General features: G+C 71.1%; 27 protein-coding genes. 18 read left to right on the plus strand and 9 right to left on the minus strand.

Features of this window, described 5'->3' with window-relative positions; translation table 11 throughout:
- Window positions 1–419: 419 nt before the first annotated feature.
- On the plus strand, window positions 420–2,102 hold the full coding sequence (locus ACWGKJ_RS13875; protein ID WP_385019565.1) for a protein kinase domain-containing protein: 1,683 nt from the start codon (window positions 420–422) through the stop codon (window positions 2,100–2,102).
- 147 nt (window positions 2,103–2,249) lie between these two features.
- Here ACWGKJ_RS13875 and ACWGKJ_RS13880 read toward each other — a convergent pair whose 3' ends face one another.
- The 3 genes from ACWGKJ_RS13880 to ACWGKJ_RS13890 form a co-directional block, all read right to left on the minus strand.
- On the minus strand, window positions 2,250–3,254 hold the full coding sequence (locus tag ACWGKJ_RS13880) for a phosphotransferase (RefSeq protein ID WP_385019563.1): 1,005 nt from the start codon (window positions 3,252–3,254) through the stop codon (window positions 2,250–2,252).
- Window positions 3,255–3,269: 15 nt separating this feature from the next.
- Window positions 3,270–3,686, minus strand: coding sequence for a pyridoxamine 5'-phosphate oxidase family protein (locus ACWGKJ_RS13885; protein ID WP_385019561.1), 417 nt, complete (start codon window positions 3,684–3,686; stop codon window positions 3,270–3,272).
- A gap of 188 nt (window positions 3,687–3,874) precedes the next feature.
- Window positions 3,875–4,546, minus strand: a complete 672-nt coding sequence (locus ACWGKJ_RS13890) for a response regulator (RefSeq protein ID WP_385019559.1) — start codon at window positions 4,544–4,546, stop codon at window positions 3,875–3,877.
- A 328-nt stretch (window positions 4,547–4,874) separates the two neighbouring features.
- On the opposite strand from ACWGKJ_RS13890, the gene pdhA reads away from it, so the two are divergent.
- The 4 genes from pdhA to ACWGKJ_RS13910 all read left to right on the plus strand — a co-directional run bounded on the left by pdhA (window position 4,875) and on the right by ACWGKJ_RS13910 (window position 9,122).
- Complete coding sequence (gene pdhA, locus ACWGKJ_RS13895; protein WP_385019557.1) at window positions 4,875–6,038, plus strand: pyruvate dehydrogenase (acetyl-transferring) E1 component subunit alpha; 1,164 nt, start codon at window positions 4,875–4,877, stop codon at window positions 6,036–6,038.
- Window positions 6,039–6,040: 2 nt separating this feature from the next.
- On the plus strand, window positions 6,041–7,021 hold the full coding sequence (locus ACWGKJ_RS13900) for an alpha-ketoacid dehydrogenase subunit beta (protein WP_385019555.1): 981 nt from the start codon (window positions 6,041–6,043) through the stop codon (window positions 7,019–7,021).
- A gap of 14 nt (window positions 7,022–7,035) precedes the next feature.
- Window positions 7,036–8,490 carry a dihydrolipoamide acetyltransferase family protein gene (locus tag ACWGKJ_RS13905; protein ID WP_385019553.1) on the plus strand — a complete coding sequence of 485 codons (1,455 nt, stop codon included), beginning with the start codon at window positions 7,036–7,038 and terminating at the stop codon, window positions 8,488–8,490.
- A 137-nt stretch (window positions 8,491–8,627) separates the two neighbouring features.
- Window positions 8,628–9,122 carry an SRPBCC family protein gene (locus tag ACWGKJ_RS13910; RefSeq protein ID WP_385019551.1) on the plus strand — a complete coding sequence of 165 codons (495 nt, stop codon included), beginning with the start codon at window positions 8,628–8,630 and terminating at the stop codon, window positions 9,120–9,122.
- 48 nt (window positions 9,123–9,170) lie between these two features.
- Here the strand turns inward: ACWGKJ_RS13910 and ACWGKJ_RS13915 are convergent, their stop codons facing one another.
- Window positions 9,171–9,578 carry an ATP-binding protein gene (locus ACWGKJ_RS13915; protein WP_385019549.1) on the minus strand — a complete coding sequence of 136 codons (408 nt, stop codon included), beginning with the start codon at window positions 9,576–9,578 and terminating at the stop codon, window positions 9,171–9,173.
- Window positions 9,579–9,801: 223 nt separating this feature from the next.
- Between ACWGKJ_RS13915 and ACWGKJ_RS13920 the strand changes: the two genes are divergently transcribed.
- From ACWGKJ_RS13920 to ACWGKJ_RS13935, 4 genes are all read left to right on the plus strand, one after another.
- Window positions 9,802–10,683: a helix-turn-helix domain-containing protein gene (locus tag ACWGKJ_RS13920; RefSeq protein ID WP_385019547.1), complete on the plus strand. Its 882-nt coding sequence runs from the start codon at window positions 9,802–9,804 to the stop codon at window positions 10,681–10,683.
- Window positions 10,684–10,686: 3 nt separating this feature from the next.
- Entirely contained in the window at window positions 10,687–10,881 is a 195-nt protein-coding gene (locus tag ACWGKJ_RS13925) for a DUF397 domain-containing protein (RefSeq protein ID WP_385019545.1), read from the plus strand.
- 122 nt (window positions 10,882–11,003) lie between these two features.
- Complete coding sequence (locus ACWGKJ_RS13930; protein WP_385019543.1) at window positions 11,004–11,174, plus strand: DUF397 domain-containing protein; 171 nt, start codon at window positions 11,004–11,006, stop codon at window positions 11,172–11,174.
- A gap of 179 nt (window positions 11,175–11,353) precedes the next feature.
- A complete protein-coding gene (locus ACWGKJ_RS13935; protein WP_385019541.1) occupies window positions 11,354–12,091 on the plus strand; it encodes a S1 family peptidase in 738 nt (245 codons plus the stop codon).
- 51 nt (window positions 12,092–12,142) lie between these two features.
- On the opposite strand, the gene ACWGKJ_RS13940 is transcribed toward ACWGKJ_RS13935, so the two are convergent.
- Together ACWGKJ_RS13940 and ACWGKJ_RS13945 are read right to left on the minus strand one after the other, a co-directional pair.
- Window positions 12,143–12,916, minus strand: coding sequence for a hypothetical protein (locus ACWGKJ_RS13940; RefSeq protein ID WP_385019539.1), 774 nt, complete (start codon window positions 12,914–12,916; stop codon window positions 12,143–12,145).
- A 169-nt stretch (window positions 12,917–13,085) separates the two neighbouring features.
- A complete protein-coding gene (locus ACWGKJ_RS13945; protein WP_385019537.1) occupies window positions 13,086–13,559 on the minus strand; it encodes a carboxymuconolactone decarboxylase family protein in 474 nt (157 codons plus the stop codon).
- 187 nt (window positions 13,560–13,746) lie between these two features.
- On the opposite strand from ACWGKJ_RS13945, the gene ACWGKJ_RS13950 reads away from it, so the two are divergent.
- Both ACWGKJ_RS13950 and ACWGKJ_RS13955 read left to right on the plus strand, forming a co-directional pair.
- Window positions 13,747–14,154 (plus strand): TIGR03618 family F420-dependent PPOX class oxidoreductase, encoded by a 408-nt coding sequence (locus tag ACWGKJ_RS13950; protein WP_385019535.1) that lies wholly within the window; start codon window positions 13,747–13,749, stop codon window positions 14,152–14,154.
- 144 nt (window positions 14,155–14,298) lie between these two features.
- Window positions 14,299–14,676, plus strand: a complete 378-nt coding sequence (locus tag ACWGKJ_RS13955; protein ID WP_385019533.1) for a hypothetical protein — start codon at window positions 14,299–14,301, stop codon at window positions 14,674–14,676.
- Between the two features lie 7 nt (window positions 14,677–14,683).
- On the opposite strand, the gene ACWGKJ_RS13960 is transcribed toward ACWGKJ_RS13955, so the two are convergent.
- A complete protein-coding gene (locus ACWGKJ_RS13960; protein ID WP_385019531.1) occupies window positions 14,684–15,802 on the minus strand; it encodes an FAD-dependent oxidoreductase in 1,119 nt (372 codons plus the stop codon).
- A 139-nt stretch (window positions 15,803–15,941) separates the two neighbouring features.
- Here ACWGKJ_RS13960 and ACWGKJ_RS13965 point away from each other — a divergent pair, with 139 nt between their 5' ends.
- The 3 genes from ACWGKJ_RS13965 to ACWGKJ_RS13975 all read left to right on the plus strand — a co-directional run bounded on the left by ACWGKJ_RS13965 (window position 15,942) and on the right by ACWGKJ_RS13975 (window position 18,842).
- Window positions 15,942–16,766 (plus strand): TetR family transcriptional regulator, encoded by an 825-nt coding sequence (locus ACWGKJ_RS13965; RefSeq protein WP_385019529.1) that lies wholly within the window; start codon window positions 15,942–15,944, stop codon window positions 16,764–16,766.
- A gap of 133 nt (window positions 16,767–16,899) precedes the next feature.
- Window positions 16,900–17,553, plus strand: a complete 654-nt coding sequence (locus ACWGKJ_RS13970; protein ID WP_385019528.1) for a GntR family transcriptional regulator — start codon at window positions 16,900–16,902, stop codon at window positions 17,551–17,553.
- Window positions 17,550–18,842, plus strand: a complete 1,293-nt coding sequence (locus tag ACWGKJ_RS13975) for an MFS transporter (RefSeq protein WP_385019526.1) — start codon at window positions 17,550–17,552, stop codon at window positions 18,840–18,842. The genes ACWGKJ_RS13970 and ACWGKJ_RS13975 overlap by 4 nt, the downstream gene beginning before the upstream one ends.
- A 105-nt stretch (window positions 18,843–18,947) precedes the next feature.
- Here ACWGKJ_RS13975 and ACWGKJ_RS13980 read toward each other — a convergent pair whose 3' ends face one another.
- On the minus strand, window positions 18,948–19,772 hold the full coding sequence (locus tag ACWGKJ_RS13980; RefSeq protein ID WP_385019524.1) for a maleylpyruvate isomerase family mycothiol-dependent enzyme: 825 nt from the start codon (window positions 19,770–19,772) through the stop codon (window positions 18,948–18,950).
- A 185-nt stretch (window positions 19,773–19,957) separates the two neighbouring features.
- On the opposite strand from ACWGKJ_RS13980, the gene ACWGKJ_RS13985 reads away from it, so the two are divergent.
- Together ACWGKJ_RS13985 and ACWGKJ_RS13990 are read left to right on the plus strand one after the other, a co-directional pair.
- Complete coding sequence (locus ACWGKJ_RS13985; RefSeq protein WP_385019522.1) at window positions 19,958–20,761, plus strand: carbon-nitrogen family hydrolase; 804 nt, start codon at window positions 19,958–19,960, stop codon at window positions 20,759–20,761.
- A 135-nt stretch (window positions 20,762–20,896) separates the two neighbouring features.
- Window positions 20,897–21,562 carry a class I SAM-dependent DNA methyltransferase gene (locus tag ACWGKJ_RS13990; RefSeq protein WP_385019520.1) on the plus strand — a complete coding sequence of 222 codons (666 nt, stop codon included), beginning with the start codon at window positions 20,897–20,899 and terminating at the stop codon, window positions 21,560–21,562.
- Between the two features lie 90 nt (window positions 21,563–21,652).
- Here ACWGKJ_RS13990 and ACWGKJ_RS13995 read toward each other — a convergent pair whose 3' ends face one another.
- A complete protein-coding gene (locus ACWGKJ_RS13995) occupies window positions 21,653–22,186 on the minus strand; it encodes a VOC family protein (RefSeq protein WP_385019518.1) in 534 nt (177 codons plus the stop codon).
- Window positions 22,187–22,599: 413 nt separating this feature from the next.
- Here ACWGKJ_RS13995 and ACWGKJ_RS14000 point away from each other — a divergent pair, with 413 nt between their 5' ends.
- Entirely contained in the window at window positions 22,600–22,998 is a 399-nt protein-coding gene (locus tag ACWGKJ_RS14000; RefSeq protein ID WP_385019516.1) for a GntR family transcriptional regulator, read from the plus strand.
- Complete coding sequence (locus tag ACWGKJ_RS14005; protein ID WP_385019514.1) at window positions 22,995–23,951, plus strand: ABC transporter ATP-binding protein; 957 nt, start codon at window positions 22,995–22,997, stop codon at window positions 23,949–23,951. The genes ACWGKJ_RS14000 and ACWGKJ_RS14005 overlap by 4 nt, the downstream gene beginning before the upstream one ends.
- Window positions 23,952–24,049 lie beyond the last annotated feature (98 nt).

Raw genomic sequence — 24,049 nt, forward strand, 5'->3', positions numbered from 1 at the left:
GGGGTGCGCTGCGTACCGATGTGGCGCTCGCCTGCCGTCCGTGTGGACCCGAGCCCCTTGACCTCTTACCCGCGACCTCTGATGACCCGCGACCTCTGCACTGCGGACTGCCTGCGGGTCCCGGCCACACCGGCCCCCGCCCGGGGCCTTCCGGAAAGCCCCGGGGAAAGTCTGCCCGAGGCCACCGACACGTCAAGCCGGGTGCCCGTTCCGTGACCGTACGCGTACCAAGCGTCTCGTAAGCGTTACCGGAAGGACGCAGGATTTGCATGGGTGACGCCCTTCCGGGTTTGATGGCCGGTCATCGCCGGACCGGGCCCTCCTCTGGAGCCTGTAGCGTGGCGAAGCACTGGGCCGCGAGGACCACCGAGCACCCGCGTACCACCGCTGACGCGGACCGAACACGACGGCGAGGACTGATGGCACCCGAATCCGATGCAGGCGGCGGCGGGGTGTCGGACGTGCCGGAGTCGTGGGGCGTCGGCGGACTCGTCGGCGACGGCCGTTACCGGCTGACCCACCGTCTCGGCCGCGGCGGCATGGCCGAGGTGTTCGCGGCCGAGGACGTCCGGCTCGGCCGCACCGTCGCCGTGAAGCTGCTCAGGTCGGATCTGGCCGAGGACCCGGTCTCCAAGGCCCGGTTCACCCGCGAGGCACAGTCCGTCGCGGGCCTCAACCACCACGCCGTGGTCGCCGTGTACGACTCGGGCGAGGACCACTGGGGCGGCAACACCGTCCCCTACATCGTGATGGAGCTGGTCGAGGGCCGCACCATCCGCGATCTGCTGATCAACGCCGAGGCCCCGCCGCCCGAGCAGGCGCTGATCATCGTCTCCGGTGTGCTGGAGGCGCTCGCCTACTCGCACCAGCACGGCATCGTGCACCGGGACATCAAGCCGGCCAACGTGATCATCACGGACGGCGGCGCGGTCAAGGTGATGGACTTCGGCATCGCCCGCGCCCTGCACGGCGCGCAGTCGACGATGACCCAGACCGGCATGGTCATGGGCACGCCCCAGTACCTCTCCCCGGAGCAGGCGCTCGGCAAGGCCGTCGACCACCGCTCCGACCTGTACGCGACCGGGTGTCTGCTGTACGAACTGCTCGCGATGCGGCCGCCGTTCACCGGCGAGACCCCGCTCTCGGTGGTCTACCAGCACGTCCAGGACGCGCCGGTCCCGCCGTCGCAGGTGGCCGGAGCGGTGCCGCCGGAGCTGGACGGGCTGGTGATGCGCTCCCTCGCGAAGGACCCGGACGACCGGTTCCAGAGCGCCGAGGAGATGCGGGCGCTGGTCGCGTACTCGCTGCAGATGCTCCAGCAGCAGGGCGGCCACACGGGTACGTGGAACACCGGCCCGGTCGCGATGCACGAGGGCGGCGCCACCCCCGCGATGGGCATGGCGGCCACCACGGCGATCGGCCACCCGCAGCACGGCGACACCTCGCAGGGCCCGATCCTGCCGCCGATGAACCCGGACGACGGTTCGTACGACGGCGAGGGCCGGAGCCGGGGCGGCCGTGGCTGGATCTGGGTGGTGGCCGTGCTCGCGGTGGTCGCCATCGCGGCGGGCATCGTCTTCGCGAACGGCGGGCTCGGCAGCAAGGGCTCCGGCGGTACGACCACCGACAAGTCGCCCACGTCCACGCACTCCAAGACCGACGAGCCGAGCGACACCCCGACGGACGACTCGTCCCCGGACACCAGCACCGACCCCGGCTCGTCCAGCGGCGGCCAGTACACCGACCAGCCTCCGTACACCCCGTCGGACACCCCGTCGCACAACAGGCCGTCGACGCCTCCGCCGAGCCCGTCGTCCTCGGGCGGCGGTACGTCGTCCAGCGGCGGGTCCTCGTCCTCGGGCGGCAAGACCAACGGCGGCTCCGACAACGGCGGTACGTCGTCGGACGGCGGCTCCTCGTCGACGGGCGGCAAGACGAACGGCGGCGGGTCGTCGGACGGCGGCAGCGGCGGCTCGTCGGACGGCTCGACGACGAACGGCGGCAACCAGGACGGCGGCTCCACCACGGACGGCGCGAGCACGGCCGGCACCGCCGCGGGGAGCACAGCGGGCGACGCGTCGACGGGCGTCACGGGCGGCTGACTCCGGGACGGCGGACGGCTGACTCCGGGACGGCTGACGTCGGGGCGGCCACCGCAGCCCCGGACGGAGCACGGAGCGGGTTTGGAGCCCGCGTGCGGGCAGCACCGCTCGGAGCGGCCCTCGCGGCCCCGCAGTCCGCCCCCCTTCTCACCCCGAGAACGCCTCGCGCACCGCGTCGTACTCGCGGGTCCACCACACCACCAGGGCCGATGCCGCCGGGAACAGCGGGTCGGCCCTGCGGTCGTGCAGCTGGTAGCGCCAGCGCAGCGTCCAGAAGTCGTTGAGCCGCTCCCACCACACCCGGTGGACCGCGGCGGCCAGCTCCGCCGGGGCCGCCGACGCGGCCCGCCGGTAGGCGCGCGCATAGGCCCGTACCTTCGTCAGCTCCAGCTCGCCGGTGGGCTGCACGAAGAAGATCACCGCCGCTCTGACCGCCTCCTCGGCGCGCGGCTTCACGCCCAGCCGGTCCCAGTCGATGATCGCGGCCGGTTCGGCGCCCCGGTAGAGCAGGTTCAGCGGATGGAAGTCGCCGTGCACCCAGCCGCCCGCGGCGCCCGGCGGCGGGCGGCGGTGCGCATGGCGCTCCAGGAGCCCCCGGCGCTCGCGGAGCCGGTGCTCGGCGAGCTCGTCGAAGGCGTCCCGGCCCGAGCGCCTGCGGGCCAGCCGGGAGAGCAGCTCCTCGATGACCGCGAAGGTGTCGGCGGGGTCGGCGCTCTCGTGCGCGGGCGGCGCGGACTCGGCCTCCATCACCCGTTCGAGACCGGTGTGGACCCGTCCGAGCAGGGCGCCGAGCCGCCGGGAGCAGGCCGTGCCGAGCTGGGCGCCCTCCCGGTGCCGCCCGTCGATCCAGGGGTGCAGCGCGTAGCAGCGCCCGCCGATCACCGTGACGGTGTCGCCGTCCGTGTCGGCCAGCGGCGGCGCGACGGGGACCCCGAGCACCTGGAGGCGCTGGGTGGCGCGGTGCTGGCGGCTGATCGCGGCGGGGTCGCCGTCGAGGTGGTGCTTGAGGAAGTAGTCGCCCTGGGTGGTGGCCAGCCGGTAGCCGCGGTTGAGCAGACCCTGGGCGACGGGCTCGCAGGAGAGCGCGTCACCGGGGGACCGGTAGCGGCGCAGTACCTCCCCGACAGGCGGTGTTGCATATGAGCGCGGCACTCGCCAGATGTTAGATCACTGAGAGGCTCCGGCTGTTTCCGGAGCGTTGTACTCCATCCGGTCCAGCGTGGCGAACTGCGGCCTGATGCGCAGATAGACCGCGTCGTACGGTTCGCCGTTGACCTGGACGGGGGCGGTCTCGAACCGGGAGATCTCCTCGGCGTCCGGTGCGGTCAGCTCGGCGGTTCCGGTGAACTGGACCGACCAGATGTGCGCGTCACCGGAGGCCAGGTTGTCGGCCGCGTAGGCGACGACGCTGCCCGCGCACGCCTCGTGGTGCCCGTGGCCCGCGTGCATCCGCAGGACCACGCAGCCGTCCGAGACGATGTGCCGGGCGATGGCCAGGAAGGGGAGCGCGCGCATACTGGCGGCGACTCGGCCGTACGACACGCGGCTGAGCAGGGCGATGGCGCGCTGTTCCTCGATGGGCATGGCTTCCACTGTCCGCGCCGTGGGCCGCCCCGGTAAGAGGACAGCAGCCCCATGATTGAGGACGTAAGTCCCGAATAAGGCCGGACAGGACGATTCAGAAAGATTTCAAACCATTCCGGGCCGACAGAATCCGGTTTCCCGGCCCCGGCCATCGGCCCTGGTCCTCGACCCCGCTCATCGGCCCCGGTTCAGCTGTCGTCCCGCTCCTGTCCCGCCTGGATCCGGGCCACGTATGCCGCCGCCTGCGAGCGCCGCTCCATGCCCAGTTTGGCGAGCAGGCTGGAGACATAGTTCTTGATCGTCTTCTCGGCGAGATGCAGCCGTTCGCCGATGACACGGTTGGTCAGACCCTCGCCGATCAGGTCGAGAATCTTCCGTTCCTGATCGGTGAGGCTCGCCAGCCGGGCGTCGCGTTTGCTGGTGCCACCGTCGCGCAGCCGCTCCAGGACCCGCGCCGTGGCCACCGGGTCGAGCAGTGATTTGCCGGCCGCGACATCCCGTACGGCCGACAGCAGCTCGCTGCCGCGGATCGCCTTCAGTACGTAGCCGGACGCGCCGGCCATGATCGCGTCGAAGAGCGCCTCGTCGTCGGAGAACGAGGTGAGCATGAGGCATTTGATGTTCTCGTCGGCGGAGCGGATCTCCCGGCAGACCTCCACCCCGCTGCCGTCCGGCAGCCGTACGTCCAGGACCGCGACATCGGGCCGGGTGGCGGGGATCCTGGCCAGGGCGTCGGCGGCGGTGCCCGCCTCGCCGACGATCTCGATGTCGTCCTCCATCGCCAGAAGCTCATGAACACCGCGTCGTACTACTTCATGGTCGTCAACAAGAAAAACACTGATTTTTCCATCTTCAGGCACGTTTTCAGTTTCCCACAAGAACTCTTCCCGTGCCCGGGGTGCCCGGTATAACGTGCCTCTGTTCCGGCGGCCTGCAAGGCTGTGACCAGTGATTGTTCGCCCATTTCTCGATTTACTTGGAAATCCAAGCAAAATCGCAGGTCAAGTGGGGTTTCGCAGTTCCGCGAAGCACTGGGTAACGTGCCTTTGAGAGGGTGCTCGCCGGGGCACCTGTCACGCCTGTTCCCGGTTCGCATCGCACCCACCCCGTGCGGGGGATCCGGATTCGGGCGAGCCGCACTGGCCTTACCGGCAACCCCGGGGGCCGGACCGACGGAGGAGCACGCACGTGACCGTGGAGAGCACTGCCGCGCCGCGCAAGCCGCGACGCAGCAGCAAGCGAGCCGGCGCAGCCAAGACGCCGCAGGCGCCTGACGAGCCCCAGCTCGTACAGCTGCTGACGCCCGATGGCGAGCGCATCGAGCACCCCGAGTACGAAGTGGATCTCACGCCCGAAGAGCTGCGCGGCCTGTACCGGGACATGGTCCTGACGCGCCGCTTCGACGCGGAGGCCACCGCACTCCAGCGCCAGGGCGAGCTGGGCCTCTGGGCCTCGCTGCTCGGCCAGGAGGCCGCCCAGATCGGATCGGGCCGGGCCCTGCGGGACGACGACTACGTCTTCCCGACCTACCGGGAGCACGGTGTGGCCTGGTGCCGCGGCGTCGACCCGACCAATCTGCTGGGCATGTTCCGCGGTGTGAACCACGGCGGCTGGGACCCCAACAGCAACAACTTCCACCTGTACACCATCGTCATCGGCTCGCAGACGCTGCACGCGACCGGCTACGCGATGGGCATCGTCAAGGACGGCGCGGACTCCGCGGTCGTCGCCTACTTCGGCGACGGCGCCTCCAGCCAGGGCGACGTGGCCGAGGCGTTCACCTTCTCGGCGGTCTACAACGCCCCGGTGGTCTTCTTCTGCCAGAACAACCAGTGGGCGATCTCCGAGCCCACCGAGAAGCAGATGCGGGTGCCGCTCTACCAGCGCGCCCAGGGCTTCGGCTTCCCCGGCGTCCGGGTCGACGGCAACGACGTACTCGCCTGTCTGGCCGTCACCAGGTCGGCCCTGGAGCGGGCCCGCCGGGGCGAGGGCCCCACGCTGGTCGAGGCGTACACCTACCGGATGGGCGCGCACACCACGTCCGACGACCCCACCAAGTACCGCACGGACGACGAGCGGCAGGCGTGGGAGGCCAAGGACCCGATCCAGCGGCTGAGGGCGTATCTGGAGAAGCAGAAGTTCGCCGACGAGGCGTTCTTCACCGGCCTGGAGAGCGAGAGCGAGGCGCTCGGCAAGCGGGTGCGGGAGGTCGTACGGGCGATGCCCGACCCCGACCCGCTGGCCATGTTCGAGAACACCCACGTCGACGGCCACGCGCTCGTCGACGAGGAGCGCGCGCAGTTCGCCGCCTATCAGGCGTCCTTCGCGGACTCCGCCGAGGAGGGCAACTGATCATGGCTGCGAAAAGCATGAGCATCGCGAAGGCGCTCAACGAGTCGCTGCGTACGGCGCTGGAGACCGATCCGAAGGTCCTCATCATGGGTGAGGACGTCGGGAAGCTGGGTGGTGTCTTCCGTATCACCGACGGGCTGCACAAGGACTTCGGTGAGGACCGGGTCATCGACACCCCGCTCGCCGAGTCCGGCATCGTCGGTACCGCGGTCGGTCTGGCCCTGCGTGGTTACCGGCCGGTCGTGGAGATCCAGTTCGACGGTTTCGTCTTTCCCGCGTACGACCAGATCGTCACGCAGCTGGCGAAGATGTACGCGCGGGCGCTCGGCAAGATCAAGCTGCCGGTCGTCGTCCGTATCCCGTACGGCGGCGGCATCGGCGCGGTCGAGCACCACAGCGAGTCGCCCGAGGCGCTCTTCGCGCATGTGGCGGGGCTGAAGGTCGTCTCGCCGTCCAACGCCTCGGACGCGTACTGGATGATGCAGCAGGCCATCCAGAGCGACGACCCGGTCATCTTCTTCGAGCCGAAGCGGCGGTACTGGGACAAGGGCGAGGTCGACACCGACGCGATCCCGCACCCGCTGCACAAGGCGAAGGTGGCCCGTGAGGGTTCGGACCTGACACTCGCCGCGTACGGGCCGATGGTGAAGGTCTGCTTGGAGGCGGCGGCTGCCGCGGCCGATGAGGGCAAGTCGGTCGAGGTGGTGGATCTGCGGTCGATGTCCCCGATCGACTTCGACACCGTGCAGACCTCGGTGGAGAAGACGCGCAGGCTGGTCGTGGTGCACGAGGCCCCGGTCTTCCTCGGCGCGGGCGCGGAGATCGCCGCCCGGATCACCGAGCGGAGCTTCTACCACCTGGAGGCCCCGGTGCTGCGGGTCGGCGGGTACCACGTGCCGTATCCGCCGGCGCGCCTGGAGGACGAGTACCTGCCGGGCCTGGACCGGGTGCTCGACGCCGTCGACCGCTCGCTTGCGTACTGAGGAGCGCCGTGACCATGACTGATATCGCGACTCCGGTCCGTGAGTTCAAGATGCCCGACGTGGGCGAGGGACTCACCGAGGCGGAGATCCTCAAGTGGTACGTCGCACCCGGCGACACCGTCACCGACGGCCAGGTCGTCTGCGAGGTCGAGACCGCGAAGGCAGCGGTCGAGCTGCCCATCCCCTACGACGGTGTGGTGGGTGAGCTGCGCTTCCCGGAGGGCACCACGGTCGACGTCGGCCAGGTGATCATCACGATCGGCGGGGGCGCCGGGGCCGCCCAGGCCGCCGCCCCGCAGCAGATCGAGCAGCCCGCCGAGCAGGAGCAGTCGGCGGAGCAGGTGGAGTCCGCGCGGGATTCCGGGGAGGCCGCCCAGGAGGCGAAGCCCGCGGCCCGTCAGCCGGTGCTCGTCGGGTACGGGGTCTCCGAGTCGTCCACCAAGCGCCGGGCCCGCAAGAGCGCGGCGCCGGAGCCGGAGGCCGCACCGGAGGGCACGTACGACGCGCCGCCCGCCGCCGCCCCGGTCGCGCCCGCAGCGCCCGCCGCGCCGGTCAACGGGCACACCGTCTCCCGCCCGCTGGCCAAGCCGCCGGTCCGCAAGCTCGCCAAGGACCTCGGCATCGACCTGGCCACGGTCACGCCGTCCGGCCCGGACGGGATCATCACCCGCGACGACGTGCACGCGGCCGCGGCCCCGGCCGCGCAGCAGCCCACGGTTGCCGCAGCCGCTCCGCCCGCTGCCGCCGAGGTGCTCACCGCGCCGGACGCCCGGGAGACCCGTATCCCGGTCAAGGGCGTACGGAAGGCCACCGCGCAGGCGATGGTCGGCAGCGCCTTCACGGCCCCGCACGTCACCGAGTTCGTCACGGTCGACGTCACCCGCACGATGAAGCTCGTCGCCGAGCTGAAGACCGACCGGGCCTTCGAGGGACTGCGGGCCAACCCGCTGCTCCTCATCGCCAAGGCGCTGCTGGTCGCGATCAAGCGGAACCCGGAGGTCAACTCCGCCTGGGACGAGGAGACCCAGGAGATCGTCCAGAAGCACTACGTCAACCTGGGCATCGCCGCGGCCACCCCGCGCGGTCTGCTCGTCCCGAACATCAAGGACGCCCACACCAAGACACTGCCCGAACTGGCCGGCGCACTCGGCGAACTGGTCTCCACCGCCCGCGAGGGCAAGACCTCCCCCGCCGCGATGCAGGGCGGCACGGTGACCATCACCAACGTCGGCGTCTTCGGCGTCGACACCGGCACCCCGATCCTCAACCCGGGCGAGTCCGCGATCCTCGCGGTCGGCGCGATCAAGCTCCAGCCCTGGGTCCACAAGGGCAGGGTCAAGCCCCGCCAGGTCACCACACTGGCGCTCTCCTTCGACCACCGCCTGGTCGACGGCGAACTCGGCTCCAAGGTGCTCGCCGACATCGCGGCGATCCTGGAGCGGCCGAAGCGGCTGATCACCTGGGCTTAGCGGGCGGGCACTGCTGCCTGAACGGCCCCCGGAATCCGCCATCGGCGTCCGGGGGCCTTCCGCTGTCCGCCCCGACTACGCTGACCGGCAACCCAGTTGAGAGAGGTTGAGCGATGCGTCTTGCCGATGGTCCCCATGTGGAGTGTGAGATAGAGATCGCCGTGGCACCGGATCGGGTGTGGGAGTTGGTCTCGGACATCAGCACATCCGCCCGTTACAGCCCCGAGCTCCAGGCGGTGGAGTGGCTCGACGGGGCCGAAGGGCCGGTCGTCGGGGCGTGCTTCGCCGGGCACAACCGCAACGAAGGTCTTGGCGAGTGGAGGACCGTGAGCCGGATCGCGGAGCTGGAACAGCACCGCACCTTCCGGTGGGAGGTCGTCTACGACAAGGAGCGGAGCGGCGCCCCCCTGGCCAGCTGGACCTACACGCTGGAGCCGCTCGCGGACGGCGCCCGCACCCGCGTCCGGCACGGCATGCGGCTCGGCACCGCCGAGGGCCCGCTCCAGGCGTTCATCGCCAAGCACCCCGACCAGGAGGAGCAGATCATCGACGGCCGGCTGGCCCTGCTGCGTACCGGCATCGAGTCGACGCTGGCCGGTGTGAAGGCCGACGCGGAGGGCGCGACGGCCTGAGCGGTCGTACGGAACGGGCCCCGGACGCGGTGTGCGTCCGGGGCCGCGCTATGTCCGTACGAGGGCGGGGGCAACGTCGAGTTCGGCCCAGACCGCCTTTCCCACGGTCAGGGTCTGTACGTCCCAACGGGCCGCGACCGTCTCCACGATGAGCAGCCCGCGCCCGAACTGGTCGTCCGGATCGGCCTTGCGCGGCACGGGCAGCCGCTCCCCGCGCGGATCGGTCACCGCGATCCGTACGGCCCTGCCGTCCAGGCTGACCTCGACCCGGAACAGCCGGTCCCGCAGACAGCCGTGCAGCACGGCGTTGCCGCACAGCTCCCCGGCCACGAGTGCGGCGTCGCCCGCGAGTTCGGGGTGCCCCCACTCGGCGACGAGCGAGGCGACACGTCTGCGGGCCAGGGGCACGCTGCGCGGGTACGGGGGGTAGTTGACCTTGTCGTGCCGTACGGCCATGACACGTGCCTCCTCGTGCGAGTGCGGCGGTGGCAGTACCGCACCGGGCAGGCCGGAGCGGTGCACTTCCGCCAACTGGCGCCGCTGTGCGAGCGGTTGCGTACTGACCGTAGCGGTGTGACTTGCTGGGCAGCAAGTTATTCGGGCAGAAAATTCTCTGCCCTTGTTGTGTTGCGCCTGGGACGACAGCAGACTGAAGCGAATTGCGGGGAAGGGACGGCACATGGCAGGTACGAGTCCGGACCGGGGCAGGGCGGTCTCCACCGTCCTGGGACGGCGTCTGGGGAGCGAACTGCTACGTATGCGTGAGGCGAGTGACCTTCGCCAGTCGCACGCGGCTGAAGCGCTGACAGCGTCCGTCGCCAAGGTCGCGAAGATAGAGCGCGGACTTGTGCCGGTTCGCGATCCGGACGTCCGGGCGTTGTGCCATCTGTACGGCAATGATGATCCCGAGGCCGTCAACCGGCTGCTGGCTCTTGCCAGGGCGGACCGGGAGAGGCGCAAGGCCCACGGGTGGTGGAATCAGTACCCGCAGCTCCAGGCGATGGGCGAGTACGTGGCGCTGGAAGACATCGCGACCCTTGTGCGTACCTGGCAGCTTGCTGTCATCCCGGGCCTGCTCCAGACCGCCGACTACGCCCGCGCCCTGGCGGTGGGCAACGGTTCGTGGTCCGACCTCGACGAGATCGACCCGTTCGTCGAGTCCCGCATGGCGCGCAAGGCGCGGCTGGTGGGAGAACATCCGCTGGAGCTGTGGGCCGTCGTCGGTGAGGGCTGTCTGCGGCAACTCGTCGGAGGCCGGGAAGTCATGCGCGAACAGCTCGGTCATTTGCTGGAAATGACACGACAGCCCCACGTGAAGTTGCAGGTGGTGCCTTACCTCGCCGGTGCTCATCCGGGGATGACCAGCGCGTTCACGATCGTCTCGTTCGCCGAACCGGGTGCGCTCGATGTGGTGCACATGGATACCACGTCGACCACGCTGTGGTTGGAGGGCGATACTGATTCCGCGCATCACGGCCAACTGTTCGAGCGGATTACTCGGTTGGGCCTGGCTCAGCGCAATTCGATCAGGCTGGTAGAGAGCATCCTCAAGGAGCTGTAGCGCGTGACCCCGTTCGAGTTCGCCAAGTCCAGCTTCAGCGGGGGCAACGCCGGACAGGAGTGCGTGGAGGTCGCTGTGAACGTGCCCGGCACGGTGGCCGTGCGGGACTCGAAGGACGCGGCGGGGCCTCTGATCTGCGTCGGTCCCGGTGCGTGGGATTCGTTCCGGCGTCACGTCGTGGAGGGTCCGACCCTCTGACCGTGAAGCCGTGACGGGCTGTCCACACTGGGTTTAGCCGCCGCTATGACCCGGGAATTCCTGGGAGAGTGTCGTCCAGCACTGTCCCAGAAGGGAACGATCCTGTGCGGTCCTTCCGGTTCATGAAGTCCAGTTACAGCGCCGGTTCCGCTGACTGCGTGGAGGTGGCCCGCAATGTCCCCGGAGCGGTGGCCGTACGCGACTCCAAAGACCCGGCGAGTCCGCTGATCCGCGTCCGGCCCGCCGCCTGGGACGCGTTCCGCGTCCACCTGGTCGGCGGCTCGAATCCCTGACCCGGTGAGCCGCGCTCCGCGCCCGTCCTGTCTCGGTTCGGTGTCAGCTTCGAGTGCATCCGGGCGAATCGGCTCCGCGACGCGTCTTACGGGTCAAGGTCGTCCGTCGTGAGACGGCTGGAGCGAGGGCCCGCGTCGCTGGAGCCGTGGGTCCCTCAGAGAGAGGGGAGTTGCTTCGGATGGTGCACCGTCTGCGTGTTCTTCTGCTGGCCGTCTCGCTGCTGATCGCAGGCGGACTGGTGTCAGCCGCACCGGCCTCCGCCGTCATCGGCGGGTCGGTGAGTACCTACGCCCCCTGGGCCGTACGGATGGTGGTCGACGGCAAGCAGGAGTGCACCGGGACCGCGGTCTCGTCGCAGTGGATCATCAGCGCCTCGCACTGCTTCTTCGAGCAGGCGCAGCCGGTCGCCGACTCCCGGATCTCGTTCCGCGTCGGCAACCTGGACGAGCGCAAGGGCGCCACGGTTCATCCCGTACGGGGTAGCCGGGTGGGCAGCGCGAAGGCCGACATGATGCTGATCAAGGTGCAGCCGATGAAGGTCCGGGCGGCGAAGCTCGCCACGGTCGCGGCGCGCCCCGGGCAGCTCGTGCAGCAGTACGGGTGGGGCGCCACCTGCACGGGGGACGAGAACAAATGTCAGTCCCCCGTGGTCAAGCAGTCGAAGCTGCGCGTTCTGCGGTCGGACGACCCGCACTGCGAGGGGTTCGCCGTACCGGGCGGGACGGACTTCTGCGCGCAGAAGGTCTCCGGGATCCCTGCCGGTGGTGACTCCGGAGGCCCGGTGATGACGATCGGCCCGCGCGGCAGCGAGAAGCTCATCGGGGTCTTCTTCGGCTCCGACCGGGCGAAGTACGCGGGGGCCGCCGAGGTCTCCCAGCAGCTCAAGTGGATCCGCTCCGTCATCACCCGGCACTGAGTCCGGCGGGGGAGCTCCAGGGCCGCCCGGACCGGGTCCGGGCGGCTCGCCTCACGGCGAGGTGAAGCCGCTCTCGCCCGGCTTGCGGCAGCTGACGATGTTGGACATCGGGATGTCCCCGAAATAGTCCATCTCCTGGGTCGGGCCGATCGGTCCCATGACCACCACGGTCGCCGACTCCAGCGTCGTGCTGTTGGCGTAGAGGGTCGGCTTGGCCAGGAGCTTGCTCCGCGCGGGCGGTCCGTCGAACCTGTTCAGGCCGGAGACCGAGATCTTGTAGATGTGCCGGTCCGCACTGGCGTAGCCGCCGCACTCCTCGTTGTTCGCCATGGACACCAGCTCCCGCTTGGGGCTCCTGACGTGGGCCTGGGAGTATCCGACCGGGTCGGCGAGGAACGCGCTCAGCTCGCTCTTGGCGTTCGAAGGGCGCCACGCCCGCATGCCGCCCGACTTCCGGAGGGCGTCGGGCGAGCGCGAGTCGGCGCGGAAGAACTCCATGGTGCCCGCCGCCGAGGTGAGCGTGTATCCGTGCGCGGGGGCGGCGGGCTGCGCGGGCCCGGCTTCCTGGTCGTCCCCGGTCCCGGTCCTGTTGCCCGTCAGGCGGGCCGGCTTGGGCGGCACCTCCGGCGCGGGCATCCGCTGCACCGACGGGGCGTGGCCGCAGCCGGCGCCGTGGGTGTGCCGCTCCTCCATGGCGCGGACCACGGCCGCGTTCCCCGCCGAGCGCTGCAGGGCAAGCAGCCCGCCGGGCGCGCCCGGCCTGGTGGTACGCCGCACCGCTCCACGGCTGCTGGCGTTGTCATTCCGTTGTTCCTGCGCGCGCAAGGCGGTTCCTTCCATGGCCGACACCACAGCATTACCGGTACGGACCCTCCCGGAGGAAGGGCCTTGAGGGCACATCCCGGGTCGGTCCGGACCGGACCCGGGGGCATCGCGGGGTGCCCCCGGTCCGGGAGCACCCCGGCCGCACCGCCCCCGGGCCGGGCGTACGTCGTCAGCCGAGCTGTCCTGGACGGTAGTCGCCGCCGGGCTGCCGGATGATGACGTTCCCCCGGTTGAAGGCGTTGATGATGGCGATCAGGCCGACCAGCGCGGCGAGCTGGTCCTCGTCGTAGTGCTTGGCGGCGTTGGCCCAGACTTCGTCCGTGACGCCACCGGCCGCGTCGGCGAGACGGGTGCCCTGCTCGGTCAGCTCCAGCGCCGCCCGCTCGGCCTCGGTGAAGACCGTGGACTCCCGCCAGGCGGCGACGAGATGGAGGCGTACGGCGCTCTCACCGGCCGCGGCGGCGTCCTTGGTGTGCATGTCGAGGCAGCCTCCGCATCCGTTGATCTGGCTCGCGCGGATCTTGACCAGCTCCTGGGTGGCGGCCGGCAGCGACGAGTCCGCGACCGCCTTGTTCGCGGCGATGATGTGCTTCCAGACCTTCGCCGCGACCGGGTTGTCGAACATGTTCATACGGGCCGTCATGGCGCGCTCCTCTGTCGTTGTCTCTGCCGTTGTCGATACCTGCACCGATACGACGGATCAGGCCGGCGCGATGTGACATCGGCGCGGAACACGGGTGCGGGACACCGCAGGACGTACGCCGAAAGTCCGGTTCGACCGGGGCCCCGGACCGAAGCGGGGCGGGGGCTGGGCGGGCTGGGATGGGCGGATGAGCATTCTCACGCGGCATCCGGCCGACCCCGCTGTCCTGGACCGACTGGCCACCGAGCGCACTGTCTGGCTGTGCGGTGTCCGACCCGACGGCTCACCCCATGTGACGCCGGTCTGGTTCGTCTTTCTCCGGGACAGCTGGTGGATCGGCGTGGACAGCGGCTCGGTCAAGGTACGCAATCTCCGGGAGGACCCGCGGGTATCCCTGGCGCTGGAGGACGGCCGGTTCCCCGTCGTGGCGGAGGGCGTTGCCCACCTGCGCCACGACGGGTTCCCCGCCGAGGTGACGGCCGCGTTCGCCGCGAAGTACGCCTGGGACGTCACAGCTCCCCAACGCCCGGACGGGCGACGCGTACTGCTGCATGTCCAGGTCCGGCGCTGGCTGCTGCTCGGCGTCGCGCAGTGATGGCGGAGGCCGAGCGAGGACATCCCAGCACCTGGGGCCTGCGCCGCACGACAGCCTCCCGGGGCCGCCGGTATTGACCGGGCTGGCCAAGTGTGGCGATATTGTGCCCAGTTGAGTGAGACCGGCAGGCATCTGGGGGATTGCGTGAAGACAAATACTGTGTCACGGGGCGCCGCGGTCGCACTCGCGGCGGCGATGGTGCTGTTCGGCGGGGTGGCGGCCCGTGCGGACGACCCCGGCACCGACCCGGCCGGGCCCGGTCCGACCTGCCCGGAGCTGTCCGTCTGCTTCATCAAGGACGGGGCGATCGTGGCCGAGTACCACGAGGTGACGCCCTGGGAGTCGCTGCCGGCCCCGCTGGCCGGCCCCCTCCAGGTGGTCAACAACCGGCCCTGGACGGCCTGGATCGGTGACACCAAGGGCGGCGCGGAGTGCCTTCGGCCCGACTCGGTCAACGACATCTATCTGACCACGATCGACTCCGTACGGGTCACCGAGTCGGACGGGTGCGCAATCGTCTGAGCCGGGGCTACTCGTCCCCGCTGAACATGCTGATCAGGCTCTGCGGTGTCGCGTCACCGAAGAGGATCCCGTGCAGTTCGGTGCCGTCCGCGGCGGCCGCCGCGCTGCGCGGGAACATGGCCTGCTCGTACGAGGTGAGCGCGGCCTCGATGTCGTCGGGGTGCGCGGCGATGGCCTCGCCGAGGTCGGCGCCGTCCAGCATGGCCAGATTGGCGCCCTCGCCGTTCGGCGCCGCGAGGTGGGCGGCGTCGCCGAGCAGGGTCACCCCGGGCACCCGCTCCCACCGGTGCTCCACGGGCAGAGCGTTGAGGGGGCGCAGCACCGGCGCGGACTCGCCGTCGGTGATCAGCGCGGTGATCTCGGGCGCCCAGCCGGTGAACTCCTCGGCGACCCGTGCGGCGGCCGCGGCGGAGTCGGTGAAGTCGATGGCGGCGAACCACTCCTGCGGCTTGGTGAGCGCCACATAGGTGTGGAGGGTCCCGCCGCTCTCGCGGTGCGCCGTGATGCCCTTCCCGGGTGCGAGCACGGACAGCGATCCGGCGCCGACCGTCTTCGCGGTGACCGGGTGGCGGTTGTCGGCGTCGTGGAGATAGGTCTCGACGTACGACATGCCGATGTACTCGGGGGTGGTGGCCGAGAGCAGCGGCCGGACCCGGGACCAGGCGCCGTCCGCGCCGACCAGCAGGTCGGTGACGGTGGTGGTGCCGTCGGCGAACCTCACCTCGTGGCGGCCGTCGCCGAGGGCGCGTACGCCGCTGACCTTGTGGCCCCACCGGACGGTGCCGTCCGGGAGCGATTCGAGCAGGATCCGCCGCAGCTCGCCGCGGAGCACCTCGGGGCGCCCGCGTTCGGTGTCGTCGTCGTACAGGACGGTCCCGTCCGTGGCGAGGATCCGGGTCGCCTCGCGGCCCTCCAGGATGAGGCCCCGGAACTCGTCCGTCAGTTCCGCCGCCCGGAGTGCGGGCTGGCCGTTGTCCTCGTGGATGTCGAGCATGCCGCCCTGGGTGCGTGAGGTGGCGGAGGCCTCCGCCTCGTAGACCGTGGGCCGGATGCCGTGGACGTGCAGGACGCGGGCCAGGGTGAGTCCGCCGAGGCCGGCGCCGATGATCGTGACGTGGCTGGTCATGGGGGTGTCCTTCCGTGGTGCGGGGCGCCGGGCCGGTGTCCCGGTGGCCCTCTGGAATGCTGTTCCACAAATAGCCTGGAACGTCGTTCCAGGGTTGTCAAGCTGGAACGGGGTTCCAGACGTATGTCAGGATGTGTGCATGGCAACGAGGACACGTCGTACGGAGCGACGCGAGGAACCGCTCTCCCGGGAGCGCATCGTCGAGGCCGCGGTCGGGCTCCTCGACTCCGCGGGCGAGGGCGGCCTCACCTTCCGCGCGCTGGCCGAGCACCTGTCCACCGGGCCGGGCGCGATCTACTGGCATGTCACGGGCAAGGGGGAGCTGCTCGACGCGGCCACGGCCGCCGTCCTCGATGCGGCGATGGCCGCTGCGGCGGCCGGTCTCGGTGCCGCGGCTGATCCGGGCGCCGAGGCTGGTCCCGGTGAGGCCGCTGATCCGGGCGCCTCGACTGGTCCCGGTGAGGCCGCCGGCGGTCCCGCTGGGGTCGCCGCCGCTCCCGCCACCGTCGCCGGGGCGACCCCGCAGGAGGCGATCCGCGCCCTCGCCCTCGGTGTGTTCGACGCGATCGATGTCCACCCGTGGGTCGGCACCCAGCTCTCCCGCGCCCCCGGGCAGTCCCCGATGCTGCGGGTCCTGGAGCACATCGGACGCCAGGTCCAGGCGCTGGGCGTGCCGCATGCCGCCCAGTTCACCGCCGCCTCCGCGCTGCTGAACTACATCACCGGAGTGGCCGGGCAGAACGCGGCCAACGCCCGTGCCCACCAGGCGCGTCGGCCGAGTCCGGGCCGTGCCGAGTTCCTCGGTGCGGCGGCGGACGCCTGGGCCGCACTCGACCCCGTCGAGTACCCCTTCACGCGGGGTGTCGCGGACCAGCTGCGCGACCACGACGACCGGGCGGAGTTCCTCGCGGGGATCGACCTGGTCATCGCCGGTATCACCGCGGTGCACCCCCTCCCGGAGTAGCCGCACCCCCACTCGCGGAGTAGCCGCACCCGGAATCCCCCTTCCGTCCGGGCGTCGCCCCCGTACGGGCAGCGGCGTCCCGCCATCCGGACGCCTCTCCCCGACGCATCCCTGTTGTATCTATGCTGTGCGCATGCCCGTCGCCCCGCTGAGACAGCCCCCCGCAGCCGACCGCGTCTACACCCACGTCAAACAGGCCGTGCTCGACCGCCGCTACGAGGGCGGGACGCTCCTCACCGAGGGCGAGCTCGCCGACGCCGTGGGCGTCTCCCGGACGCCCGTACGGGAGGCGCTGCTCAAGCTGGAGGTCGAAGGGCTCATCAAGCTCTACCCCAAGAAGGGCGCCCTGGTCCTCGCCGTCTCCGCGCAGGAGATCCACGACGTGGTCGAGACCCGGCTGCTGGTCGAGGAGTTCGCCGCGCGGAAGGCCGTGCCCGCGCCGCCCCGGCTCATCGAGCGGCTGGCGGAGCTGCTCGACGAGCAGACCGCGCAGGTGGCGGCAGGCGATCTGGCCGCGGCCGCCGTCAGCGACCGCTGCTTCCACGCGGAGATCGTCCGCAGCGCGGGGAACGAGATCCTCTCCCGCCTCTACGACCAGCTGCGCGACCGGCAGCTGCGGATGGGCGTCGCCGTGCTCCACGCGCACCCCGACCGCACCGCCACCACCCTCGCCGAGCACGGCGAGATCCTCGAAGCGCTGCGCGGCGGGAACGCCGACGCCGCCGTCGTGGTCGTCCGCCGGCATGTCACCCGGGTCCGGCACCTGGCCCGGGGGGAGGACCGATGAGCGCGGTGCTGCCCGGCGATCCGCCGGGAGGCAGGCGTGCGGTCACCGTCTGGTGCATCGGCGTCGCCGTCTACTTCGTGGCGATCGTCTTCCGTACCAGCCTGGGCGTGGCCGGTCTGGACGCCGCCGCCCGCTTCCACATCAACGCCTCCGCCCTCTCCACCTTCTCCATCCTCCAACTGCTCGTCTACGCGGGGATGCAGATACCCGTCGGCCTGCTCGTGGACCGGTTCGGCACCAGGAAGGTGCTGACCCTCGGGGTGGTGCTGTTCACGCTGGGCCAGCTCGGCTTCGCGTTCTCGCCCTCGTACTCCACCGCCCTCGCCTCCCGCGCGCTGCTCGGCTGTGGTGACGCCATGACCTTCATCAGCGTGCTGCGGCTCGGCAGCCGCTGGTTCCCCGCCCGGCGCGGCCCGATGATCGCGCAGCTGGCGGGCCTGGTCGGGATGGCCGGGAATCTCGTCTCGACGGTCGTCATCTCCCGTACGCTGCACGGCCTCGGCTGGACCGCCACCTTCGCGGGCAGCTCGCTCGCCGGGGTGCTGGTGCTCGTGGTGATGCTGCTGTTCCTGAAGGACCACCCCGAGGGCTTCGAACCGCCGCCGTCCCCGCACCGGGGAGCCGCGTCCGTGCGCCGGCAGATCGCCGCCGCCTGGCGGGAGCCCGGCACCCGGCTCGGGATGTGGGTGCACTTCACCACGCAGTTCCCGGCGATGTTCTTCCTGCTGCTGTGGGGGATGCCGTTCCTCGTCGAGGCGCAGGGCCTGTCCCGTGCCACCGCGGGCGAGCTGCTCACCCTGATCGTGCTCTCGAACATGGTCGTCGGCCTGGTCTACGGGCAGATCATCGCCCGGCACCAGGGCGCCCGCGCCCCCATCGCGCTCTCCACGGTCGGCGCCACCGCGCTGCTCTGGGCGTCCACCCTCGCCTACCCGGGCTACCACGCGCCGATGTGGCTGCTGCTGACGCTGTGCACGGTGCTCGGCGCCTGCGGCCCGGCCTCGATGATCGGCTTCGACTTCGCACGCCCCGCCAACCCCCCGGAGCGCCAGGGCACCGCGTCCGGCATCGTCAACATGGGCGGATTCATCGCGTCGATGACGACGCTCCTCGCGGTCGGGGTCCTGCTGGACGCGACGGGCGACAACTACCGGATCGCCTTCTGCTCCGTGTTCGTCCTGGAGGCGCTGGGCGCCAGCCAGATCCTCCGGCTGCGGCGGCGGAGCGCACGCCGTGAGAGCGAGCGGCTGGTGACCAGCCGGGTGGAGGCCGTGCACGTCCCGGCGTAACCACGTCGCCGCGTGGCCCCGGGCGTGCGGCCGGTCAGGGCGGGCCGGTCACGGCGGGTCGGCCGCAGCGGGCCGGTCAGGGGGTCACCGGCGCACGACCGCCGGTCAGGGCGTCACCGCGAACGACCCCAGGATCGCCGCGCCCAGCTCCTCGTCGCCCTCGGTCTTGATCTGGTCCATGACCGACGCCGGCCTGACCCGCCCGCAGGCCAGCCGGAAGTACGTCTCCCAGTCCATCGCGATCGTCACGGCGGGCCCCAGCGACGGCGATCCGTCGACCGAGCCCTGCCCTTCGGCGTTCACCCGGACCGTCCGCATGAACTCGACGGCGCCGGTGATGTCGAAGACCACCGCGGTGTTCGGCGGCGCACCCGCCCCTTCCGTGACGACCTTCGGCAGCGCCTCCACGAGGGTGTCCCGCGCCACATAGGCACCCGGCGAGTCCAGATTCCCCGGCCTGCCCAGGGTGGTGCGCAGATCCTGCTCATGCACCCAGACGTCGAACGCACGCATCTGGAGAGCCAGTTCCAGCGTCTGCTCCGCACCGAGCGGCGCGCGGACCAGGGTGTCCGGCTTCCGGGTCTCGTTCCGCAGCTGCCGCGAGCGCCGGATGATCGTGTACTCCAGGTCCGCGAGCATCTCCGGCGATGTGTGGTGGCGCCGCACGTCGACCTGCATCTCCATGTACCGCTCGTGCTCCGTCTTCACATGGAAGAGGTCGCGGGGCAGGGTGTGGATCGGCCGCGGGTCCCCGAGCTGTTCGTTCTCCATGCCGATGATGTGGGAGATGATGTCGCGCACCGACCAGTTGGGGCAGGGCGTCCCGCGGTTCCACTCGCCCTCGACGAGCGGCTTCACCAGCTCGGTTATCGCTTCTGCGGAGTGGGTCCAGGCGTCGGCATAGGTCTGAAGGCTTGGATGGACTGTCACGGGACCCCTCGGAGCGGTGTTCTGCGGTACGGCGGGCGTAGACCTGCTGGTTTTCGAGGCGCTGCTGGGGGTCTGGGGGCATCCCCCGGAAAGGCACAGTACGCTGCCCAGTGGCACCCCGGCAGTGCTTTCGTGTGACGATCGTAGGCCCGCGTTGAAGGCCCGAATGCCAGGACGGTGGTACTGTGCGCGCCTCTCTCCTCCAGATCGCAGTGAATCCTGCGGAATCGCCCGCTTCACGCCGTTTGCGCGTGGCGGATCTCGTACGGGAACAGTCCGGTGCGGACCTCGTCGTCCTGCCCGAACTCTGGTCCGTAGGCGCCTTCGCGTACCAGTCCTTCGAGTCCGAGGCCGAACCGCTGGACGGGCCCACGTACCGGGCAATGGCCCAGGCCGCCCGTGACGCCGGGGTCTGGCTGCACGCGGGCTCGATCGTGGAGCGGGGCCCCGGGGACGCGCTCTACAACACCTCGCTGGTGCTCACCCCCGAGGGCGAACGGGCCGCCGCCTACCGGAAGATCCACCGCTTCGGCTTCGACAAGGGCGAGGCGGTCATGATGGCCGCGGGCGGCGAACTGGTGACGGTGGACCTGCCCGAGACCACGCTCGGCCTGGCCACCTGCTACGACCTCCGCTTCCCCGAACTCTTCCGCGGCCTGACCGACGCGGGCGCCCGCCTCCTGGTCGTCCCCGCGGGCTGGCCGGAGCGCCGCCGCTCGCACTGGACGCTGCTCGCGCAGGCGCGCGCGGTGGAGAACCAGGCGTACGTCCTGGCCTGCGGGTCCGCCGGTACGCACGCGGGCGTGGAGCAGGCGGGCCACAGCATCGTGGTCGACCCCTGGGGCGAGGTGCTCGCCCAGGCGGGCGCGGGCGAGGAGGTCCTCACGGCCGAGATCGACCCGGGACTCGTCGCCACGGTCCGCGAGCAGTTCCCGGCCCTGAAGGACCGGCGGCTGGGGCTCGCCCCGCCTGCGGTCCCGCCGCGCTGACGTCCGGGCCGGGCGGCGGCCTGGGTCCGCCCCCCGGCTGATCCACGGGGCCGGTCCCGCCGTGCGGCCCCGGGCCCCGGCCCCGCCCCGCCCGGGTGGGCAGGGCCCGCCACCCACGACGTACGGAGCGCCGCCATGACCGAACCCGGACCCCGGCCCGAACCCGGCTACCTGCGCACCATCCGCGCGTCCTACGACACCGCCGCGGTCTCCTACGAGGAGATCGTCCGTGACCATCTCGCGAACAGCCCCTACGACCGGGCGATGCTCACCGCCTTCGCCGACCAGGTGCGCACCGACGGCGGTGGCCCGGTGGCCGACATCGGCTGCGGTCCCGGCCGGGTGACGGCGTATCTGGACGCCCTGGGCGTGGACGCGTTCGGTATCGATCTCTCGCCGGGGATGGTCGATGTGGCCCGCCGGGCCTGTCCGGGGCTGCGGTTCGACGTCGGGTCGATGACCGCCCTCGACCTGCCGGACGGCTCGCTCGGCGGCCTGGTCGCCTGGTACTCGATCATCCACCTCCCGCCGGATGTGCTGCCCTCGGTGTTCGCCGGGTTCCACCGGGTGCTCGCGCCTGGCGGCCGGCTGCTGCTCGCCTTCAAGGCCGGTGACGAGGTCCGCCATCTCGGCCGCGGCTACGGCCACGACCTCTCGCTCGACGTCCACTGGCTGCCGCCGGCCCGGGTCGCCGGATGGCTGGCCGATGCCGGGTTCGAGGTCCGCGCCCAGCTGGTACGCGAACCGGACCCGCAGGAGAAGCAGCCGCAGGCGTACCTCCAGGCGACCCGGGGCCGCTGACCGACGAGACGCTCCATGGAGGCCGGGTCCGGTCAAGGCCGCACGGTTGACTCCCTGGGGCCAGGTCCGGCCAAGGCCGCACGGTTGCGGTCAGTGCCAGTTGTTGTTGCTGGTGTGGTCGCCTGCGAGCCAGCGGGCGAGGTCGGCGTGTGCCGTGGCGCGCCGCTCGGCGTCGATCTTCTCCACATCGGGGTGGTCGACCGCGAACTCCAGGATCAGCCCGTTGGGGTCCGTGATGTACAGCGAGACGCAGAAGCCATGGTCGATCACGTGGGCGTTCGCCTCCGGAATCCCGGCCGCGTCGATGCGCTCGCGCATGGCTTCCTGGGTCTCGGCCTCGACCTTGAAGGCGATGTGGCGCAGTGGGGTCGCATTGATGCTGGTCCTGAACTCCTTCTGGTCCTCGGGGTCGGCGAACTGGAAGAAGGCCAGTGCGCTGCCGTCAGCCAGACCGTAGAGGGCATGGCTGTAGACGCGCTCGGCCCCGGACAGCACCTCGCGCTCGGTCCACGTGGCCACCAGGGGCAGGCCGATCACGTCCTCGTAGAAGCGCCGGTTGGCTTCCTGGTCGTCGGTGATCCAGGCGTGGTGGTGGAGGCGGAGGGGCAGGGCGGCCTGTGTCATGTCGGGTCATCTCCGTTGGTCAGGTGGGGTGTCGGGCCGGACCTCCGGGTGGTTGCCGGCTCGTTGACCAGCATGCCGCCAAATCATGTTGAACGTTAAATCAATTTGGGCCATGTTCGTGGACGGGGATGCCGGCTGCCCGATCACCGACCCAACGGGGAGGGATGGGGCGGTCCGCGCCCGCCGAACCGGACCCCCGCCCTTGCCCCCGCCGTGCGGGTCCGCTCCGGGCTGCCGCGCGATCCGTCCGCGCCCGCGCCGGCCGCGTACGCCCTGAGCTGCGCGGGCTGAGCTGCGCGCGTGGGGTCGCCCGGTCCGGGCCCGGGTGGAGCGCCCGGGATATCGCGGACTTGACGTCTCTCCCGTCCCCGTGCGAAGTTTCACTAGTCAATTAGTGAAAGAGGGTGCGCCTGGTGGCCGACCACCATGTCGAATACCGCATCGACCGCCACAGCGGCATCCCCGCCTATCTCCAGATCGTCCAGCAGACCCAGCAGGCGCTGCGCCTGCGCCTCCTCGAACCGGGGGACAAGCTCCCCACGGCGCGTGAGGTCGTCGAGATCACGGCCATCAACCCGAACACCGTGCTCAAGGCCTACCGCGAGCTGGAGCGCTCGGGCCTGGTCGAGGCGCGGCGGGGTGTGGGCACGTTCGTGCGCGGCACGCTCGACGGCACCGGCGCCGACTCGGCCTTCCGCGCGGAGCTGGACGGCTGGGCCCAGCGGGCCCGCGCCGCCGGTGTCGGCCGGGAGAGCGCCGCCGCGCTTCTCACTTCGGTACTGGACGAGCACTTCCCGAAGGGGGATCAGTGAGCACCACCAGCAGTTCCCCGGCCGCGATCGCGGCGACCGGCCTCACGCTGCGCCGCGGGCGCGGCCGACGTGCGGCACTCGCCCTGGAGGACTGCTCCTTCCGGGTCCCCGCGGGCAGCGTCTGCGCGCTGGTAGGTCCCAACGGCGCGGGCAAGTCCACGCTCCTGCACGTACTCGCCGGCCTGATCAGGCCGGACGGCGGCCCCGCAACCGGAACCCTCCCGGACGCCGCCTCCGGAGCGGGCCCCGTCACCGTGCTGGGCGCCGCGCCCGGCGTCCACCGCGACAGGGTCGGCTACCTGGACCAGGAGCAGCCGCTCTACGGCCACCTCTCGGTCGCCGACACCCTCGCGCTGGGCGCCCGTCTCAACGCGGGCCGCTGGGATGCCACTTATGCCGACCGGATCGTCGAACAGGGCAGCATCGACCCGCGGCGCAAGGTCCGCGGACTCTCCGGCGGCCAGCGCACCCGGGTGGCACTCGCCCTCACCCTGGGGAAGCGGCCCGACCTCCTGCTGCTGGACGAACCGATGGCCGAGCTGGACCCGCCGGCCCGTCAGCAGCTGATGGGGCTGCTGCTGGCCGACGCCGCCGAGAACGGCACCAGCATCCTGTTCTCCTCGCACATCGTCTCCGAACTCTCCTACTCCTGCGACCACTTGCTGCTCCTCGACGGCGGACATGTCCGCCTGGGCGGATCCGTCGAAGCGCTGCTCGCCGCACACACCCTGGTCACCGGCCGGGACACCGGCCTGGCCCCGCACACGGTGGTGGAGTCCCGCCCCACCGGCCGCGGCCTCACCGCGCTGATCCGCCCCCGCGGCCCGCTCGCGGGCACCTGGCAGACCCAGAAACCCACCCTGGAAGAGCTGCTGCTGGCCCATCTCCGTACACCGTCGGCCCCGGCGCTCCTCACCCCGGACATGCGGGGGGACACCACGGCCGCCGCCTGACCGCACCGGTCCCGCCGACCGCACGCCTCCGGTACCCCGTCACCCAAGTCAGCTCCCCCCCCCACACACCACCGTCCCACCGCAGCTCACAAGGACTC

It is taken from the genome of Streptomyces sp. NPDC054757, from assembly GCF_053612185.1.

Coding starts and splice junctions, on each gene's coding strand:
- ACWGKJ_RS13965 (WP_385019529.1), top strand. CDS start 15,942: ATGGCAACGAGGACACGTCGTACGGAGCGACGCGAGGAACCGCTCTCC.
- ACWGKJ_RS13960 (WP_385019531.1), bottom strand. CDS start 15,802: ATGACCAGCCACGTCACGATCATCGGCGCCGGCCTCGGCGGACTCACC.
- ACWGKJ_RS13970 (WP_385019528.1), top strand. CDS start 16,900: ATGCCCGTCGCCCCGCTGAGACAGCCCCCCGCAGCCGACCGCGTCTAC.
- ACWGKJ_RS13995 (WP_385019518.1), bottom strand. CDS start 22,186: ATGACACAGGCCGCCCTGCCCCTCCGCCTCCACCACCACGCCTGGATC.
- ACWGKJ_RS13950 (WP_385019535.1), top strand. CDS start 13,747: ATGAGCATTCTCACGCGGCATCCGGCCGACCCCGCTGTCCTGGACCGA.
- ACWGKJ_RS13885 (WP_385019561.1), bottom strand. CDS start 3,686: ATGCCCATCGAGGAACAGCGCGCCATCGCCCTGCTCAGCCGCGTGTCG.
- ACWGKJ_RS13915 (WP_385019549.1), bottom strand. CDS start 9,578: ATGGCCGTACGGCACGACAAGGTCAACTACCCCCCGTACCCGCGCAGC.
- ACWGKJ_RS13900 (WP_385019555.1), top strand. CDS start 6,041: ATGGCTGCGAAAAGCATGAGCATCGCGAAGGCGCTCAACGAGTCGCTG.
- ACWGKJ_RS13975 (WP_385019526.1), top strand. CDS start 17,550: ATGAGCGCGGTGCTGCCCGGCGATCCGCCGGGAGGCAGGCGTGCGGTC.
- ACWGKJ_RS13905 (WP_385019553.1), top strand. CDS start 7,036: ATGACTGATATCGCGACTCCGGTCCGTGAGTTCAAGATGCCCGACGTG.
- ACWGKJ_RS13935 (WP_385019541.1), top strand. CDS start 11,354: ATGGTGCACCGTCTGCGTGTTCTTCTGCTGGCCGTCTCGCTGCTGATC.
- ACWGKJ_RS13920 (WP_385019547.1), top strand. CDS start 9,802: ATGGCAGGTACGAGTCCGGACCGGGGCAGGGCGGTCTCCACCGTCCTG.
- ACWGKJ_RS13945 (WP_385019537.1), bottom strand. CDS start 13,559: ATGACGGCCCGTATGAACATGTTCGACAACCCGGTCGCGGCGAAGGTC.
- ACWGKJ_RS13875 (WP_385019565.1), top strand. CDS start 420: ATGGCACCCGAATCCGATGCAGGCGGCGGCGGGGTGTCGGACGTGCCG.
- ACWGKJ_RS13930 (WP_385019543.1), top strand. CDS start 11,004: ATGAAGTCCAGTTACAGCGCCGGTTCCGCTGACTGCGTGGAGGTGGCC.
- ACWGKJ_RS13990 (WP_385019520.1), top strand. CDS start 20,897: ATGACCGAACCCGGACCCCGGCCCGAACCCGGCTACCTGCGCACCATC.